This window comes from Enterobacter sp. ECC-019 (assembly GCF_043974075.1).
GTDB lineage: Bacteria > Pseudomonadota > Gammaproteobacteria > Enterobacterales > Enterobacteriaceae > Enterobacter > Enterobacter asburiae_D.
On record NZ_CP143759.1, the window covers coordinates 2,318,924 to 2,332,160 of the forward strand.

12 protein-coding genes and 1 riboswitch are annotated in these 13,237 nt (G+C 57.6%); of the genes, 5 read left to right on the plus strand and 7 right to left on the minus strand.

Annotated features, from left to right (window positions below; genetic code table 11):
- Positions 1-26 precede the first annotated feature (26 nt).
- Genes V1566_RS10815 through glmS form a run of 6 tightly spaced genes read right to left on the minus strand, consistent with a single transcriptional unit; the run spans position 27 to position 6,257 of the window.
- Positions 27-344, minus strand: coding sequence for a DUF4387 domain-containing protein (locus V1566_RS10815; protein ID WP_121425786.1), 318 nt, complete (start codon positions 342-344; stop codon positions 27-29).
- Positions 341-1,711 (minus strand): acyclic terpene utilization AtuA family protein, encoded by a 1,371-nt coding sequence (locus tag V1566_RS10820; protein WP_395305850.1) that lies wholly within the window; start codon positions 1,709-1,711, stop codon positions 341-343. Before V1566_RS10820 ends, V1566_RS10815 begins: the two co-directional genes overlap by 4 nt.
- 3 nt (positions 1,712-1,714) lie before the next feature.
- Positions 1,715-2,956, minus strand: coding sequence for a methylaspartate ammonia-lyase (locus tag V1566_RS10825; RefSeq protein ID WP_395305851.1), 1,242 nt, complete (start codon positions 2,954-2,956; stop codon positions 1,715-1,717).
- Positions 2,956-4,401, minus strand: a complete 1,446-nt coding sequence (locus V1566_RS10830; RefSeq protein WP_028019186.1) for a methylaspartate mutase subunit E — start codon at positions 4,399-4,401, stop codon at positions 2,956-2,958. The genes V1566_RS10825 and V1566_RS10830 overlap by 1 nt, the downstream gene beginning before the upstream one ends.
- An 18-nt stretch (positions 4,402-4,419) precedes the next feature.
- Complete coding sequence (glmL, locus tag V1566_RS10835) at positions 4,420-5,808, minus strand: methylaspartate mutase accessory protein GlmL (RefSeq protein ID WP_395305852.1); 1,389 nt, start codon at positions 5,806-5,808, stop codon at positions 4,420-4,422.
- Complete coding sequence (gene glmS, locus V1566_RS10840; protein ID WP_121425791.1) at positions 5,808-6,257, minus strand: methylaspartate mutase subunit S; 450 nt, start codon at positions 6,255-6,257, stop codon at positions 5,808-5,810. Before glmS ends, glmL begins: the two co-directional genes overlap by 1 nt.
- Positions 6,258-6,775: 518 nt before the next feature.
- On the opposite strand from glmS, the gene cobA reads away from it, so the two are divergent.
- The 3 genes from cobA to V1566_RS10855 are packed head-to-tail and all read left to right on the plus strand — an operon-like array spanning position 6,776 to position 9,303.
- Positions 6,776-7,546, plus strand: coding sequence for a uroporphyrinogen-III C-methyltransferase (gene cobA, locus V1566_RS10845; protein ID WP_395305853.1), 771 nt, complete (start codon positions 6,776-6,778; stop codon positions 7,544-7,546).
- A gap of 37 nt (positions 7,547-7,583) precedes the next feature.
- On the plus strand, positions 7,584-8,654 hold the full coding sequence (gene cobD, locus V1566_RS10850) for a threonine-phosphate decarboxylase CobD (RefSeq protein ID WP_395305854.1): 1,071 nt from the start codon (positions 7,584-7,586) through the stop codon (positions 8,652-8,654).
- 4 nt (positions 8,655-8,658) lie between these two features.
- Positions 8,659-9,303, plus strand: coding sequence for a bifunctional precorrin-2 dehydrogenase/sirohydrochlorin ferrochelatase (locus tag V1566_RS10855; protein WP_395305855.1), 645 nt, complete (start codon positions 8,659-8,661; stop codon positions 9,301-9,303).
- Here the strand turns inward: V1566_RS10855 and V1566_RS10860 are convergent.
- Entirely contained in the window at positions 9,295-10,161 is an 867-nt protein-coding gene (locus V1566_RS10860; RefSeq protein WP_395305856.1) for an L-threonine kinase, read from the minus strand. The genes V1566_RS10855 and V1566_RS10860 overlap by 9 nt on opposite strands.
- A gap of 453 nt (positions 10,162-10,614) precedes the next feature.
- Positions 10,615-10,791, plus strand: a riboswitch (cobalamin riboswitch).
- A gap of 99 nt (positions 10,792-10,890) precedes the next feature.
- Here V1566_RS10860 and V1566_RS10865 point away from each other — a divergent pair.
- The gene (locus tag V1566_RS10865; protein WP_395305857.1) at positions 10,891-12,270 is read left to right on the plus strand and encodes a cobyrinate a,c-diamide synthase; all 1,380 of its coding nucleotides are present in this window, start codon (positions 10,891-10,893) and stop codon (positions 12,268-12,270) included.
- Positions 12,267-13,226, plus strand: coding sequence for an adenosylcobinamide-phosphate synthase CbiB (cbiB, locus tag V1566_RS10870; protein ID WP_395305858.1), 960 nt, complete (start codon positions 12,267-12,269; stop codon positions 13,224-13,226). Before V1566_RS10865 ends, cbiB begins: the two co-directional genes overlap by 4 nt.
- Positions 13,227-13,237 lie beyond the last annotated feature (11 nt).

A 13,237-nucleotide genomic window follows, 5' to 3' on the forward strand; every position in this document is an offset into this window, starting at 1 on the left:
CAATGGACGTTGTTGTATTTGTAGTGTTACAGATCGAACTCGATACTTAATAACGGTGCATGCTGCTGGGCACCATAGACATCATTGTCGCCGACGTTGCCGGAGATAATATCGCGAGGCATGACGATTTTGACCGCATTGGCCGGGTCGAACCAGATAATGCGATGTATAAAGTCAGGCTTAACGTTGTATAAACGGGCAATAAGCTGCGGCGTTAATTGCTCCGAGGCTTTTACCCGCTGATAGTCTTCACGCGTTTTAAATAAAATATCCAGAACCAGCTCATACGGTCCGGCGTTTTTAGAACGAATAACCTGCGCCAGTGAGCAAATACCGTGTTTCATAGCTGAACTCCTTCTGGCGTGACCTGCTCGAGGTGGAAAGCAAAACGCAGCGCGTCGCTCGCTTCGATCAGGTGGTAGATTGAGAACTCATACACCGGGCCGCTCTGAATGTCGGAAGGGGAGAACGGGAACGCGAGGTTGCCCGCTGTTGCGATCCGGTTTTCATAGCCGTAGTGCAGCAGGGTAGAGCGCACCAGCGAACAGACGCTGTTGGCGATATCCTGGGTGGGGGCTACGACATCCAGCAAAATACCCAGCTCGTGCCCGGCGGACTGCATCGGCTCATGGTTGCCCATCACGCCATTCTTTCCGTACAGGTGGAACGTCATGCGGATGCTGTCGTCATTCAGCGAGAGGTTGCGCTTCACGCTGACCTGCACTTCTTCGAGGATATTATCGATCCCGGCAATCATGATCGGGTCGCGCGTACCGGCAATGGTCAGGCAGCGGAAGCCGACCCGGCGGGCGCCTTCCAGCTTCAACGCATACGGCGTTTCTTCGTGGCGGGAACCGCTGACGTACACTTCGCCCTCGTTGACCGCTTTGAAGCTGCACCCTTTCAGGTTCAGCACGCCGCCCGGCCCCGGCAGGAAGTACGGGTCGGATTTCTCATAGAGGGTGTGCGCCGCGGCCGACGTTTCGGTGAATTTACGCTTCGGATTAAACGTTTTCAGCGTAAAGCCGTTATCGTCAATGATGCCCATCGCGCAGTCGGAGCCGGACCCCGGCGTAGCGGCAATCGCCGCGCACTCCAGGATCTTACCGCAGTGCAGCGCCAGACCTTCATCGAAGCCCTGCATGATGGGCAGCGCGGCAAAGCAGGCCGGATCGTACGCCCGGCCGCCCAGCACCACCTGCGCCCCGGCCGCCAGCGCCCGCTGGAAAGGTTCGATACCCATCTGCGCCACGATATAGGTGCTCTCTTCGATGGCCTCGTGGGTCAGCCCCGGGACGAAATCCAGGGCGGTGATTTTCCCGTCATCCAGCGCCTGATGCACGGTGGCTTTATCGACATCCGACGGGATCAGCGCCATAGAGAACGAGAGCTTCTCTTCCTGAGCAATCTCAAGGATTATCTGTCGGCACCACTCCAGATGCGGCGCGGCGCCGGACCCACCGGCGGTACCGATCACCACCGGAATGTTGTGCTTAACGCCAGCCACGATCATATAGCGCAGATCGCGTTTTACCCCTGCCCGGTCGGTGAAAGGCTTACCTGCCCCCAGGTAATGGGGGCCAGGGTCGGAAGAGCCCGCGTCAACCGCAATAAGATCCGGCGACGCTTCCATGGCCTTACGAAAGCTCTCTTCCGGGAAGCCATAGCCCAGGATAGCCGTTGGCGATAAGATCTTAAATGTACGTGCCATCTGTTAATCCTTAGCCTGCAACAGTGCGATGGTGCGGTTCATTTCGTTAAACACGATGTTAAGACCTTCATCGAAGCCCATGCCCGGTTTGATCAGCATGCGCATCGGGCGAGCGGCGAGGGCCACGTGCACGCAGGTGCGGGCGCTGATTTCCGTCTCGTTACAGGTACCGCCCTGATAGGCTTCCATGCCGTGTTTGTTGCAATACAGCACCGCATCAACGATGTTGTGAATACCGCCCAGATCCGGGGTTTTTATCTGCACCATGTGGCAGCTGCCCGCATCGGTGAAGTCCACAATGTCCTGATAGGTGTTACACCACTCATCGGCAACGATTTTCACCCCGGAACCCAGACGCATCAGCTCGTGGGTGATGGCGGTCAGCAGGCGGATCTGATCCGGCTTGTTGCCCGCATCCACCGGCCCCTCGATGTACAGCGGCAGGCCCTGGGCCTCTTTTTCGAGGCTGGCGATATAGGCGGCGCAGCGTACCGGATCCATATCGAAAATCAGACCGATGGTGCCGTACACGTCGATGTGCAGCGTCGGGCGATAGCGCGGGCTGGTGCGCAGGCTTAAGATGCGGTCGGATAACCAGCGCACATACTCGCGCAGTTTTTCACCCTTCAGGCCCAGCTTCTCCTCCACGTTGTTGATAAGCGCATGTGGCAGTACGTCAACGCCTTTGAGGATCATCTTGTCGACGGCGATATAGCGGTCGTCGCCGCTCTGACCAAATAACGGAATGGCCTCCGGGACGCACGGCAGCTGCCATTCATCGCACACGACTTCCGTTTTCAGACGGCCGGTCGCCAGTGCCGCCGCGTCGAGCAGCGCCTGCGACAGGCCATAGCGTACGGCGGTATGCAGCAGATGACCGTCTATACGCAGTTCGTCAAAGAAGCGGGCGTTCGTCAGGAACCGGTCAACGTCACGGCCTTCCAGCAGCGGCTTGATGTGATCGTTGAGGAACGGAATGAAGTGCTCAGCCAGGAACAGCGGGTCACGACCGCCTGCCCCTGAATATTGCACCGCTGCACAATCGCCCACCGCCACCGCGCCGTTTTCCAGAATCAGCTGTACGGATACGCATTCACCCGCCTGACGAACGGACGTAAACCCGGGCGTTACCGGATTGCCGGTATAGATAAACCCGTCATGCCCGGCACCGTTTTTGATGGCCTGCTGATCGTCGAAATAGAATGAGGAGTAGCCTGCGGTGAAAAGGGCCTGCTTAATTTTCATTATGGTCTTCCTATTAATTTACTGTGGGATACCGCGTTGATGTCATCAACAACCATCTGGAATGAGGGTTTACGGCCTTCAAAACGCGCGCGCTCGGCGACGTAATCGTGATGCAGGGCGAGGATATCTTTCGGCAGCGGAACCGCACCGGCTTCCAGCACGCGAATGGCACCGGCGTTATCACGAACCGGCAGGATTTTGCCCGCGTTGCAGGAGGCGGGGGCGAACGGTACGTCCAGCACGCCCGCTTCAAACGCCAGCACCGTTCCGCGCGCCACATCGCCGTTGCCCAGCTCGAAGACTTTCTTCAGCACGGCGCGGACTTCGCTCTTAATGAGCTCCACTTCCTGCTCGACGGCGGCGCACGGCGGGAATTTCTGATCGCTGACCATGTTGAGCATCTGACGCGAGGCCTTCAGCCCCTGGGCGTTTGCGGCGGCGGTCGGAATACCGAACGCTTCGTGCGGGCTCTTGGTGATCACTTTGGTCGCCCCGGACATACCGGCAACCGCTGCGCCCCAGGAGATAATGGCAAACGCTTTCGACTCATCTTCCGGGAAGCCGCCCATCCACTGGTGGAAGACGGTACTCAGCTCGTAATCGTCAAAACCGTGGTTATGGAAATATTCGTGGGACAGCTCGCGCAGAGCCTGAATCGCGGCGATATCCTGCGTCAGGCTACCGACCTGGCCGTAGCCAACGGTAATTGACTTCACGCCCTGTTCCAGCGCCAGCAGACCTTCGATAATTGCCACCGAGTGGGACACAAACGGCGGGATCAGGGTGCCGGTCAGCGGGCCAAACGGTTCACGGTTAATGCGAATGCCGTTCTCTTCGTACAGGCCCATCAGGCGGTCGCAGTACTGCCAGTCGCGGATGGATTTTTCCAGAGTGACGCGCTTAGCGTACGGAATGTTGTAGGAGATACCGCCGCCCTCATAGCTGGTAAAGCCGCTGGCCATCGCGATCTCCGCCAGCAGGCGCGCATCCGGCGTGCCGTGACGTACCTGAATCGGTTTCTCCAGCGCTTCAGTCATGCGACGGCAGGCGGCGACGCCGTGGTTGACGACCGGTAAGCCGTTAAGCTTGGAGGTACCCGCTTCGATGGATTTTTGGATCCCTACCGCCGCCTCTTCATAGCGATTCAGACGGGTATAGGCATCGATGGTGCTGGGCAGCAAATCACAATCTTCCTGCAGCGTTTTGAGCAGGGCGATATGTTCATCCATCAGCGCTACGCCTGCGCGCGGCTGGCTCAGGGTTTTACCTTCCTGGTCCGCCTTCAGTAGGGCGTGAGAAAAGCGTTTTTGTTCAGGAATGGTTTGCTGGTACTTCACGCCATCTTCGAAGTTCTCAACGTCCTTGCCGGTGTGCCAGGTTTGCAAGACCTGCTGCCGCTCAGTCATGAATTCGTCATGGGTTAGCTTTTTATTTCGAAGTTCCATTCGTTGCTGCCTTAGGTTTTATAGGGTTAAACAATGAATACTGGTGCGAGCTGCCGCCTGCGGGTCCAGCCTGGCGACGTTCGCCAGCAGAGGAAGCAGACCTTTTGCATCGCGGTAATAGTCAAACTGCCCGGGTAAAAGCACGCGTCTGCTGCTGTCGTCCAGCTCGCGGTACTTCAGCCAGCGGTGAATATCGAACTGGCTGGCGCGGGAGAGCCATCCCCCGGAGCCCACCACCTTGCGCACGGTGGTTAGATCGCGCCCCATCTGCAAATCGACGTTGCCTACGCAGGTGCAGACCTGTTTTTTGGTGCCGGCATGGCGCTCGCTGGCGTACCCCACGCACAGCCCGGCCAGCAGCGTGTCGAAATGCTTTTCTTCTTCGGTAACAGGGAGATAGTCCGGATGCGCGACCAGATGGCGCAGATAGCCATAAAACGCGTCCCTGCGCTGAGGCTGGTGGGCGAACACCGCGTTCACCAGTTCATGCGTACTTTCGCCGACCACCACCGCCGAGACGCGCATGCCAAGGTCGCCCTCTACGGTGCGTTTCACAAACGGCTCGGGCACGCCGTGCAGAACGGTATCCGGAGAGAGCATATTGGCGCTGGCGGAGTAGACGTCGGTGGTGGCACCGCCCATGTCGATCAGCATGAATTCTTTCCACGCGCTGTCGACATCGCTGATCGCCTTCACCAGCTCGTAGACGGTCCACGGCGTGGGCATCGGCTCTTCGCCGGTTTCCCCGACGATAACGTCCAGTCCTTTCCCCTTCACGATGCGGGAGAGAAAGACATCGCAGATGGCCTTGCGGGCGGCATAGGGATTCGGGTGATCGAGGTCAGGCAACACGTTGTCGACCACGATCAAATCTTTGTGACCAAGAATGGCCTGCACGTCGTCCTGAATATCGCGATTGCCCGCGTAGATAATGGCGCAGTCCAGCTTTGACGCAGCCAGCGCGCGGGCATTGGCCAGTCCGTGGCTCTCTTCGCCGCCGTCCGTACCGCCCGTGAACAGCAGAATGTCCGGCGGGGAGTCCTCCAGCGCCTGGATATCGTGACGGTTCAGTTTGTAGGAGTAGTACTGGGCGATTTTGGCGCCCGCAGAATGGGCGGTGACTTTGGCTGATTCCAGGGTTATCGACGGCACCAGACCCATTGCGGCAACGGCGAGCCCGCCTTTTGCCGACGACGAGTATTTCAGCGTAACGTCCCCGCTGTTCAGCAACGGTCGCGCATCGGCAACGTTTAGCACCTGGTTCAGGCTGGCAAAGAAGCCCTCCGCCAGATGGTGGGTCGTCGTCGGGGTCAGAACGTGGTTGACCAACGTTAGCGCATCACCCTCCGGCGTGAAGAGCGCGGCTTTGGTCCACGTCGAGCCAATGTCGACTGAGACGATTTGCATCAGAAGCCCTCTTCAAGACAGAGCTCTTCAACGCGCTGACGCTGCTGTATATCGTTCGCCATCAGCTGACAGACGTCTTCCAGGTCGTGGCTCGGGGCGAACACGCGGTTGAAACCCATCTCTTTGAATTTGGCTTCGACATCGGCGAAATCGTGCTTACCTACGACCAGATTACCGCCAACATAAAGCAGAATGTCGCCGATACCGCGTTCGATGCAGCGCTCGCGCAGCCCCAGGCAGTCGATGTCGCCATGGCCGTAGATGGATGAAACGACAATAGCATCAGCACCCGTTTCGATGGCCGCATCAATATATTCATCCTGGCTCACCATCACACCAAGATTGATGACGTGAAAATCATGGGAAGTAAAAACGCGGTCCAGAACTTTATTGCCTACCGCATGGCAGTCAGCACCAATGACGCCAATAACAAGTGTTGATTTCTTCATGGGTAATCCTCTGTAGGGCTGATAGTGAAAATAAAATGGGTATTAAAAACGGTTAATGTACATTGGGTCTGTTAATGGTGTTGGAGTGTGTTTTGAAGACGAAAGGGAAGCAATTGATCTATTTTCAAAAAATCCTTCCAAAAATGATGATGGTAATGGCGTGACATTTAAAAGTGTTTTATATCAATTGGTTGGGCGTTATTTATTTTTGGTTTGATATTTATCTGTAAACGTCGCTGACAAAACCATTGTAATATTTGTGATCGCGCGCCTGTTTTATTGTTGAGGGTGATTAATATGTTTTTTTAAGCATGGTGACCAAAGCAATAATGTCGCAATGGCAGAGGAGAAGCGGTATTCACTGTTTTATTGATATTGGTCATAAACGCCATTCGTAAAATTAAGAAAGAGTGATAAATACATCAAATTTTTGACGCGTGTAGGGGATGTATAATTCAGCGCTAATTTTAATTATCCGCTTTCTTGCGTCTTTAAATATTTAATCTGAGGATATAACGATGAGTAAAGGGAAGGTTTGGCTTGTAGGGGCAGGGCCTGGCGATGCGTCCTTAATTACGGTAAAAGGTCTGCACTGTATCCGCCATGCGGAGGTGATTGTTCACGATCGCCTGGTTAACCCTGAACTTCTGGCCCAGGCTCCGGCAGGCTGTCTGATTATTGATGTCGGTAAAACCCCAAGCCATCATCCGGTGCCTCAGGAACAAATCAATGCCCTGCTGGTCAGGCATGCCGGGGAAGGGCGGCAGGTGGTGCGTCTGAAAGGCGGAGACCCCTACGTTTTTGGCCGCGGGGGCGAAGAGGCCGAGCAGCTGGCGAAAGACGGCCTGACGTTCGAAATTGTGCCGGGGATCAGTTCCGCGATTGGCGGACTGGCCTATGCCGGGATCCCGGTCACGCACCGTCATTACGCCTCCAGCTTTCATATTGTGACCGGCCATATGTGCCAGGGAAACGACCCGCAAAACTGGCATGCCCTGGCGCAAATCAACGGAACGCTGATTGTTCTGATGGGAATGACCCGCCTGGCGGAAATCTGCCAGCAGCTTATCGAGGGAGGCATGTCCGCCGGGACGCCGGTGGCGGTGGTGATGTATGCCAGCCAGTCTCGTCAGCAGATTGCCAAAGGCACGCTGACCGATATCCACCTGGAGGTTGAACGTCAAAAACTGCATGCTCCGGCGCTTATCGTCATCGGTGAGGTCGTCAACCTGCAGGAGATACTGGCGTTTACCGCATCACATCTCGCGCTGAATCAGGTTGTGGTCTGATGTTATCCTGACATTTTGAAATGGACGAGTGAAACGAATGAGTGAGCATGGTGGTAACGTTCTGGAAACGGGGCTGCAGTTGGGGATCGATCCCGAGCTGCTGTTGGACTTTAGCGCGAACATCAATCCGTTAGGGCTGCCCGAGCGCGTCAGGTCGCTCATTGTGTCCCATCTGGATATCATCATGCAGTACCCGGACGTTGAATACCGTCATCTTCATCAGGCGCTGGCCAGCGCCAGTCGGTGTGACTATGACCAGACGATTGCCGGGAATGGCGAAACGGAGCTGATATATGGCCTGGTGCGAACGCTTGCCCCTCGCCGGGCGATGCTGCTGGTGCCGGGCTTTGCTGAATATCGCCGGGCTTTACAGCAGCAGGGTTGCGAGATAATCGACTATGCGCTGAGTGAGCAGAACAGGTTTCAGATGGATGCTTCCATACTGGACGCCGTTCGTGCACACAGGCCCGATTGCCTGTTCATCGCGACGCCAAACAACCCTACCGGGCTCATGCCTGATGCCAGTCTTCTCGACCGGCTGGCCTCGCTGTGCGAAGCGCTGCAGATTGCGCTGATTGTGGATGAAGCGTTCATCGATTTTCTGCCGCAGGGCTCCACGCTGGCGCCACGGCTGGCGAAGTCACGCTATCTTTACCTGCTGCGTTCCCTGACCAAGTTTTTTGCTATTCCCGGGCTGCGTCTTGGGTATCTGCTGAGCGGAAATACGCAAACCATTCGCCAGCTGAAACGCACCCGCGAGCCCTGGTCCGTGAATGCCTTCTCGGCGCTTGTGGGGCAACATTTGCTGTTGGATGAAGACTATATTGCGCGCAGCCACGCCTTTATCGCCCGGGAGCGTGATTTCCTGTGGCAGGCGATGACGCGCTTTTCCTCGCTGGCGGTCTGGAAGCCGCAGGCCAACTTTATTTTCTTCCGCTGCCTGCGTCAGGGTTTCGACCTGAAGGCGGCGCTGCTCGGCCATCACATCCTTATCCGCCACTGCGAAAACTATCCCGGGCTCGATCGCGACTACTACCGGATTGCCGTGCGTACCGAAGCGGAGAACCGCCGCTTTATTGACGCGCTGACTCACATTTTACAAGGCTAGGGCGATGGACTATTTCCCGATTTTTTGCAACCTGAAGGGGAAACGCTGCCTGATCGTCGGGGGCGGGCAGGTGGCGACGCATAAGGCAAAGGGGCTGCTGGCCGCCGGAGCGGCGCTGCGCCTGGTTGCGCCCACCCTGACGCCGGAACTCGCCAGCCTGCACGCGAGCGGTGACATCGAGTGGTTCCCGGCGACGTTTTCGCCGCAGTATCTGCAGTCATGCTGGCTGGTCATTGCCGCGACCAGCGATCGGCAGGTGAACCGTCAGGTCGCCGGGGCCGCCAGCGCGGAGCGTGTCTTTTGCAATGTCACCGACGACCCTTCGGCTGCCACCTTTATCTCACCGGCCATTATCGACCATTCGCCGGTCATTATTGCGCTGAGCTGCGGGGGCAACGCACCGGTCTACAGCAAGATCCTCAAAGCGCATGTCGCAGACCATCTTCCTGCGGGCATGCGGGAAAGCGTGCGGCTGGCGGGGGCGCTTCGTGAAAGGATTAATGGCGCATGCGGTGACCGGGAGCGCAAGCGTGCATTTTGGGCCGCGTTCTTCCGGCATGCTCCGCTGCAGCAGGCTTTAGCGCAGGAGCACGAGCAAGAGGTCAAGCAGCAGGTCGAGTGGCTTATTCACAGGCTGCTGTCAGAGTAGCGTCACGCCGCCTTTTACCATCCGCAGCAGGTGTTGTTGAGGCCAGTGGCGGGTGAGCTGTTTTTTCGCCAGCAGCCATTTCACATAATCGACATCGTCTTTATTTCTGTCCAGCATCAGCCCAACCACGCTGCCGCTGTGCGCCACGTTCACCCCGTAAATACCGCACTCCTCCACCAGTGCGAGCAGCGCGTCAAAATCCGGTTTAGGCAACAGCCTCTGGCTGGCGATGGCGCTGAGGGTTGCCGCTTCGCCCAGCCGGTAAGGGTTTTGCGTCAGACAGGACTCCCGGACTTTTTCCCACGCGCGTTTCAGCGCTGGCGCACCGGCCTGTAGCCCCGCCTGACGCGGAATGCGGTGGTAGTCTGCCGTGCGCAGCGTTTGCGGACTTTCGAGAACAAGCAGGTCGAGATCGGGCTGGGCGTCGCAGGCAATCTGCGTGGAAGCGTCGTTATGATCGAAAAGGGTCAACTGGCGAAACACGGTACTGTCAGTGGGTTCGAGCGAAACGCAAAGCGCTGCCAGCGTGCTTTCGTCGAGCTGATGCCCCAGATGACGGGCGGTGGCGACGGCGGTGGCGGCAATATCTGCGGTGCTGCTGGCCATCCCTTTGGCAACCGGGATGGTCGAGTGCACGTCAATGCGGATATCCTGGCTTAGCTGCGCCGGGTAGTGCCAGTGCTGAAGTAACCGCTCGACCATCGCGCGCGACAGCGGGCGTTCATCCGCCACGGGCGAGCCTTGGCTCACCTCAACGGTGCTGTACCATTCGACAGGGCAGGAGACCAGCTTCTCACTGCCCAAGATCCAGCCCTGGATAAGCTCACCGCACGACGCGGGGCATTGCGCAACAGCCACCTTTCCACCTTTCTGCTCAGCAATTTCTGGAGCATAGTGTCATGAGGATATTCCTCTTACCTTGATATATCGCAAATTCCCCCCTGCACAACCTACATATTAGTCTGCGATCCTGCTGAACGCGTAATGCATAAATTAAACCACACGGCCCTGCGTTGAATAGCAATATTATGTGTTTGCCGGATTTTAATATCCTGATGAATTTTGATCACGATAAAATGAAAAAATATCAAGTGGTGCAATAACTTGTCATAGCGCAATAAATATTGAGATTTTAAGCGTAATTATCTTTGCTTTTTATTTTTTGTGATAAAACGTTGAGTTATTGAGAAGGGCGCCAATTATTCTGACGCCACGTTTTACTCAGCATGGTTTTCATTTGCGGTTAAGTATTTGCCTAAGGTGAATTGAAGCGTCGTAAATAGCATTGCTGTTTTGAGAACGTACTCTTTTTCATAATGTAAGCCGACAGGTTTTGCCACATTTGTGGCAGGGAAGGGGGTGACAATCCCCCGCAGCCCCCGCTGCTGTGATGCTGACGACCCCGTAATGACCACTGATCGCGAGATTGGGAAGGACGGGCAAGGAGGACGCTAAGCCAGAAGACCTGCCTGTCGGGAACGTTCAACAACTTCGGTGGGAAGTGGGTTGTACTGATGCATCATACAGTCGAAAGACTGGGATGACGTGTATCTATACCTCCCTACCACCCTGGACAGGATCGGGGTCATGGCGGCAATGCAGTACGCGTTTGTTCTGGCAGGTACCGGAAGCGGTTGTGGTAAAACCACGGTAACGCTGGGCCTGTTGAGTCTGTTAAAACAGCGTGGATTACGCGTCCAGCCGTACAAAGTCGGTCCTGACTATCTTGACACCGGCTGGCATACCAACGTCAGCGGCACCGCCTCCCGCAACCTCGACAGCTTCATGCTTCCTGAACCGATACTCAACGCGCTGTTTTGCGAGCATATGCAGCAGGCGGATATCGCGGTCATTGAAGGCGTGATGGGGCTGTATGACGGCTACGGCACCGATCCGAACTATTGCAGCACCGCCGCGATGGCGAAACAGCTGGGCTGTCCGGTGATTCTGCTGGTGGACGGCAAGGCGGTTTCTACGTCGATTGCCGCTACCGTAATGGGCTTTCAGCGGTTCGATCCCACCCTCAATATTGCCGGGGTGATTGTTAATCGCGTCAACAGCGAATCACATTATCAGCTGCTCAAAACGGCCATTGAGCACTACTGCGCGGTACCCGTCCTGGGCTATGTGCCGCACGTTGAGGGCGTCGGTTTGCCCGAACGCCATCTTGGGTTGGTCACCGCCCGGGAGTCGGTCTCGGACCCGCAGACCTGGCAGAATTTTGCCGCCATTCTCGAACGAACGCTGGATATCGGGCAACTTCTCGCGCTCAGCCAGATGGCGTCGCTGCCGCAGGGCGCCTGGCCCGCGCTTCCTGACGGGGACGCCGGTCGCGGGTTGACGCTCGCGATGGCCGATGACGAGGCCTTCAACTTCTATTACCCGGATAACATCACGCTGCTCGAACGTACCGGGGTCGACATTATCCGCTTTAGCCCGCTGCGCGATAGCCGTTTACCTGACTGCCAGATGGTCTGGCTCGGGGGCGGTTACCCGGAGCTGCATGCGGCACGGCTTGCGGAAAACACCGCGATGCTCGCCAGCCTGCGGGAGGCGCACCGGCGCGGCGTGGCGATCTACGCCGAGTGTGGCGGGCTGATGTACCTCGGCACCACGCTGGAGGATAGCGAGGGGGTCACCCACCGGATGGCCAATATTATCCCCGGCCACAGCAGGATGGGTAAACGGCTGACCCGTTTTGGCTACTGTGAGGCGCAGGCGCGCCAGCCCACGCTGCTGGCCGATAGCGGGGAGGTGCTGCGTGGGCATGAATTTCACTATTCCGACTTCACCCCGCAAACCCCTGCGGTGCTGGCGTGCCGCAAAGTGCGCGATGGCGTGACGATGCAGGAATGGGCGGGTGGCTGGCAGGTTGGCAACACGTTCGCAGGCTACCTGCACCTCCATTTTGCCCAACGCCCCATGATGCTCAGCCGCTGGCTGACGGCGGCGAGGGGAGCGATATGACCTTGATTGCCTGGTGCCTCGCGTGGCTGCTCGATGTCATCATCGGCGACCCGCAACACTGGCCGCATCCGGTGCGCTGGATAGGCAACCTGATCAATACGGTGCAGCGGGGGATCCGCCGCTGCTGCCATACCGACGCGGCGTTGCGCGTGGGCGGCGGCGTCATGTGGCTGGCGGTAGTGGGGCTGACCTGGGGCATGGCCTGGGGCGTGCTGGCGCTCGGACGGTGGGTTCATCCCTGGTTGGGCTGGGCGATTGAGGTGTGGATGATATTTACCGTGCTGGCCGGGCGCAGTCTGGCAAACGCCGCACGGGATGTTGAACGCCCTCTGCGGGCGGGCGACCTTAATGAAAGCCGCGAAAAGCTCTCATGGATAGTGGGGCGTGATACCTCTCAGCTTCAGCCGGAACAGATCAACCGGGCGGTGGTGGAGACCGTCGCGGAGAACACGGTCGACGGCGTTATCGCCCCGCTGTTCTTCCTCCTGCTGGGCGGCGCGCCGCTGGCGATGGCCTATAAGGCGGTGAATACCCTCGATTCAATGGTGGGCTACAAGCATGAAAAATACCGCGCAATCGGCATGGTCAGCGCCCGTATGGATGACGTGGCGAACTATATCCCCGCGCGCCTGAGCTGGCTCTTGCTGAGCGCTGCGGCGTGGCTATGCCGTGACGATTTTCCCCGCGCGCTGCGCGTCGGCTGGCGCGACCGCTACAACCACAGCAGCCCCAACTGCGCGTGGGCAGAAGCGACGGTTGCCGGTGCGCTGGGCATCCGGCTTGGCGGACCCAACACCTATTTTGGCCAGCGCGTGGAAAAGCCGTGGATCGGCGACGCGCTGCGCCCGATTGCGGTAGACGACATTTCCCGAACCATCCGACTGATGTGGGTTTCCTCCACCCTGGCGCTGGCGCTGTTTATCGCAGCACGCTGGCTGATGGCTGGCGTGGCCTGAGGACAAAAGAC

Coding starts and splice junctions, on each gene's coding strand:
- V1566_RS10820 (WP_395305850.1), bottom strand. CDS start 1,711: ATGGCACGTACATTTAAGATCTTATCGCCAACGGCTATCCTGGGCTAT.
- cobA (WP_395305853.1), top strand. CDS start 6,776: ATGAGTAAAGGGAAGGTTTGGCTTGTAGGGGCAGGGCCTGGCGATGCG.
- V1566_RS10815 (WP_121425786.1), bottom strand. CDS start 344: ATGAAACACGGTATTTGCTCACTGGCGCAGGTTATTCGTTCTAAAAAC.
- glmL (WP_395305852.1), bottom strand. CDS start 5,808: ATGCAAATCGTCTCAGTCGACATTGGCTCGACGTGGACCAAAGCCGCG.
- V1566_RS10825 (WP_395305851.1), bottom strand. CDS start 2,956: ATGAAAATTAAGCAGGCCCTTTTCACCGCAGGCTACTCCTCATTCTAT.
- cobD (WP_395305854.1), top strand. CDS start 7,584: ATGAGTGAGCATGGTGGTAACGTTCTGGAAACGGGGCTGCAGTTGGGG.
- V1566_RS10830 (WP_028019186.1), bottom strand. CDS start 4,401: ATGGAACTTCGAAATAAAAAGCTAACCCATGACGAATTCATGACTGAG.
- cbiB (WP_395305858.1), top strand. CDS start 12,267: ATGACCTTGATTGCCTGGTGCCTCGCGTGGCTGCTCGATGTCATCATC.
- V1566_RS10865 (WP_395305857.1), top strand. CDS start 10,891: ATGGCGGCAATGCAGTACGCGTTTGTTCTGGCAGGTACCGGAAGCGGT.
- V1566_RS10855 (WP_395305855.1), top strand. CDS start 8,659: ATGGACTATTTCCCGATTTTTTGCAACCTGAAGGGGAAACGCTGCCTG.
- glmS (WP_121425791.1), bottom strand. CDS start 6,257: ATGAAGAAATCAACACTTGTTATTGGCGTCATTGGTGCTGACTGCCAT.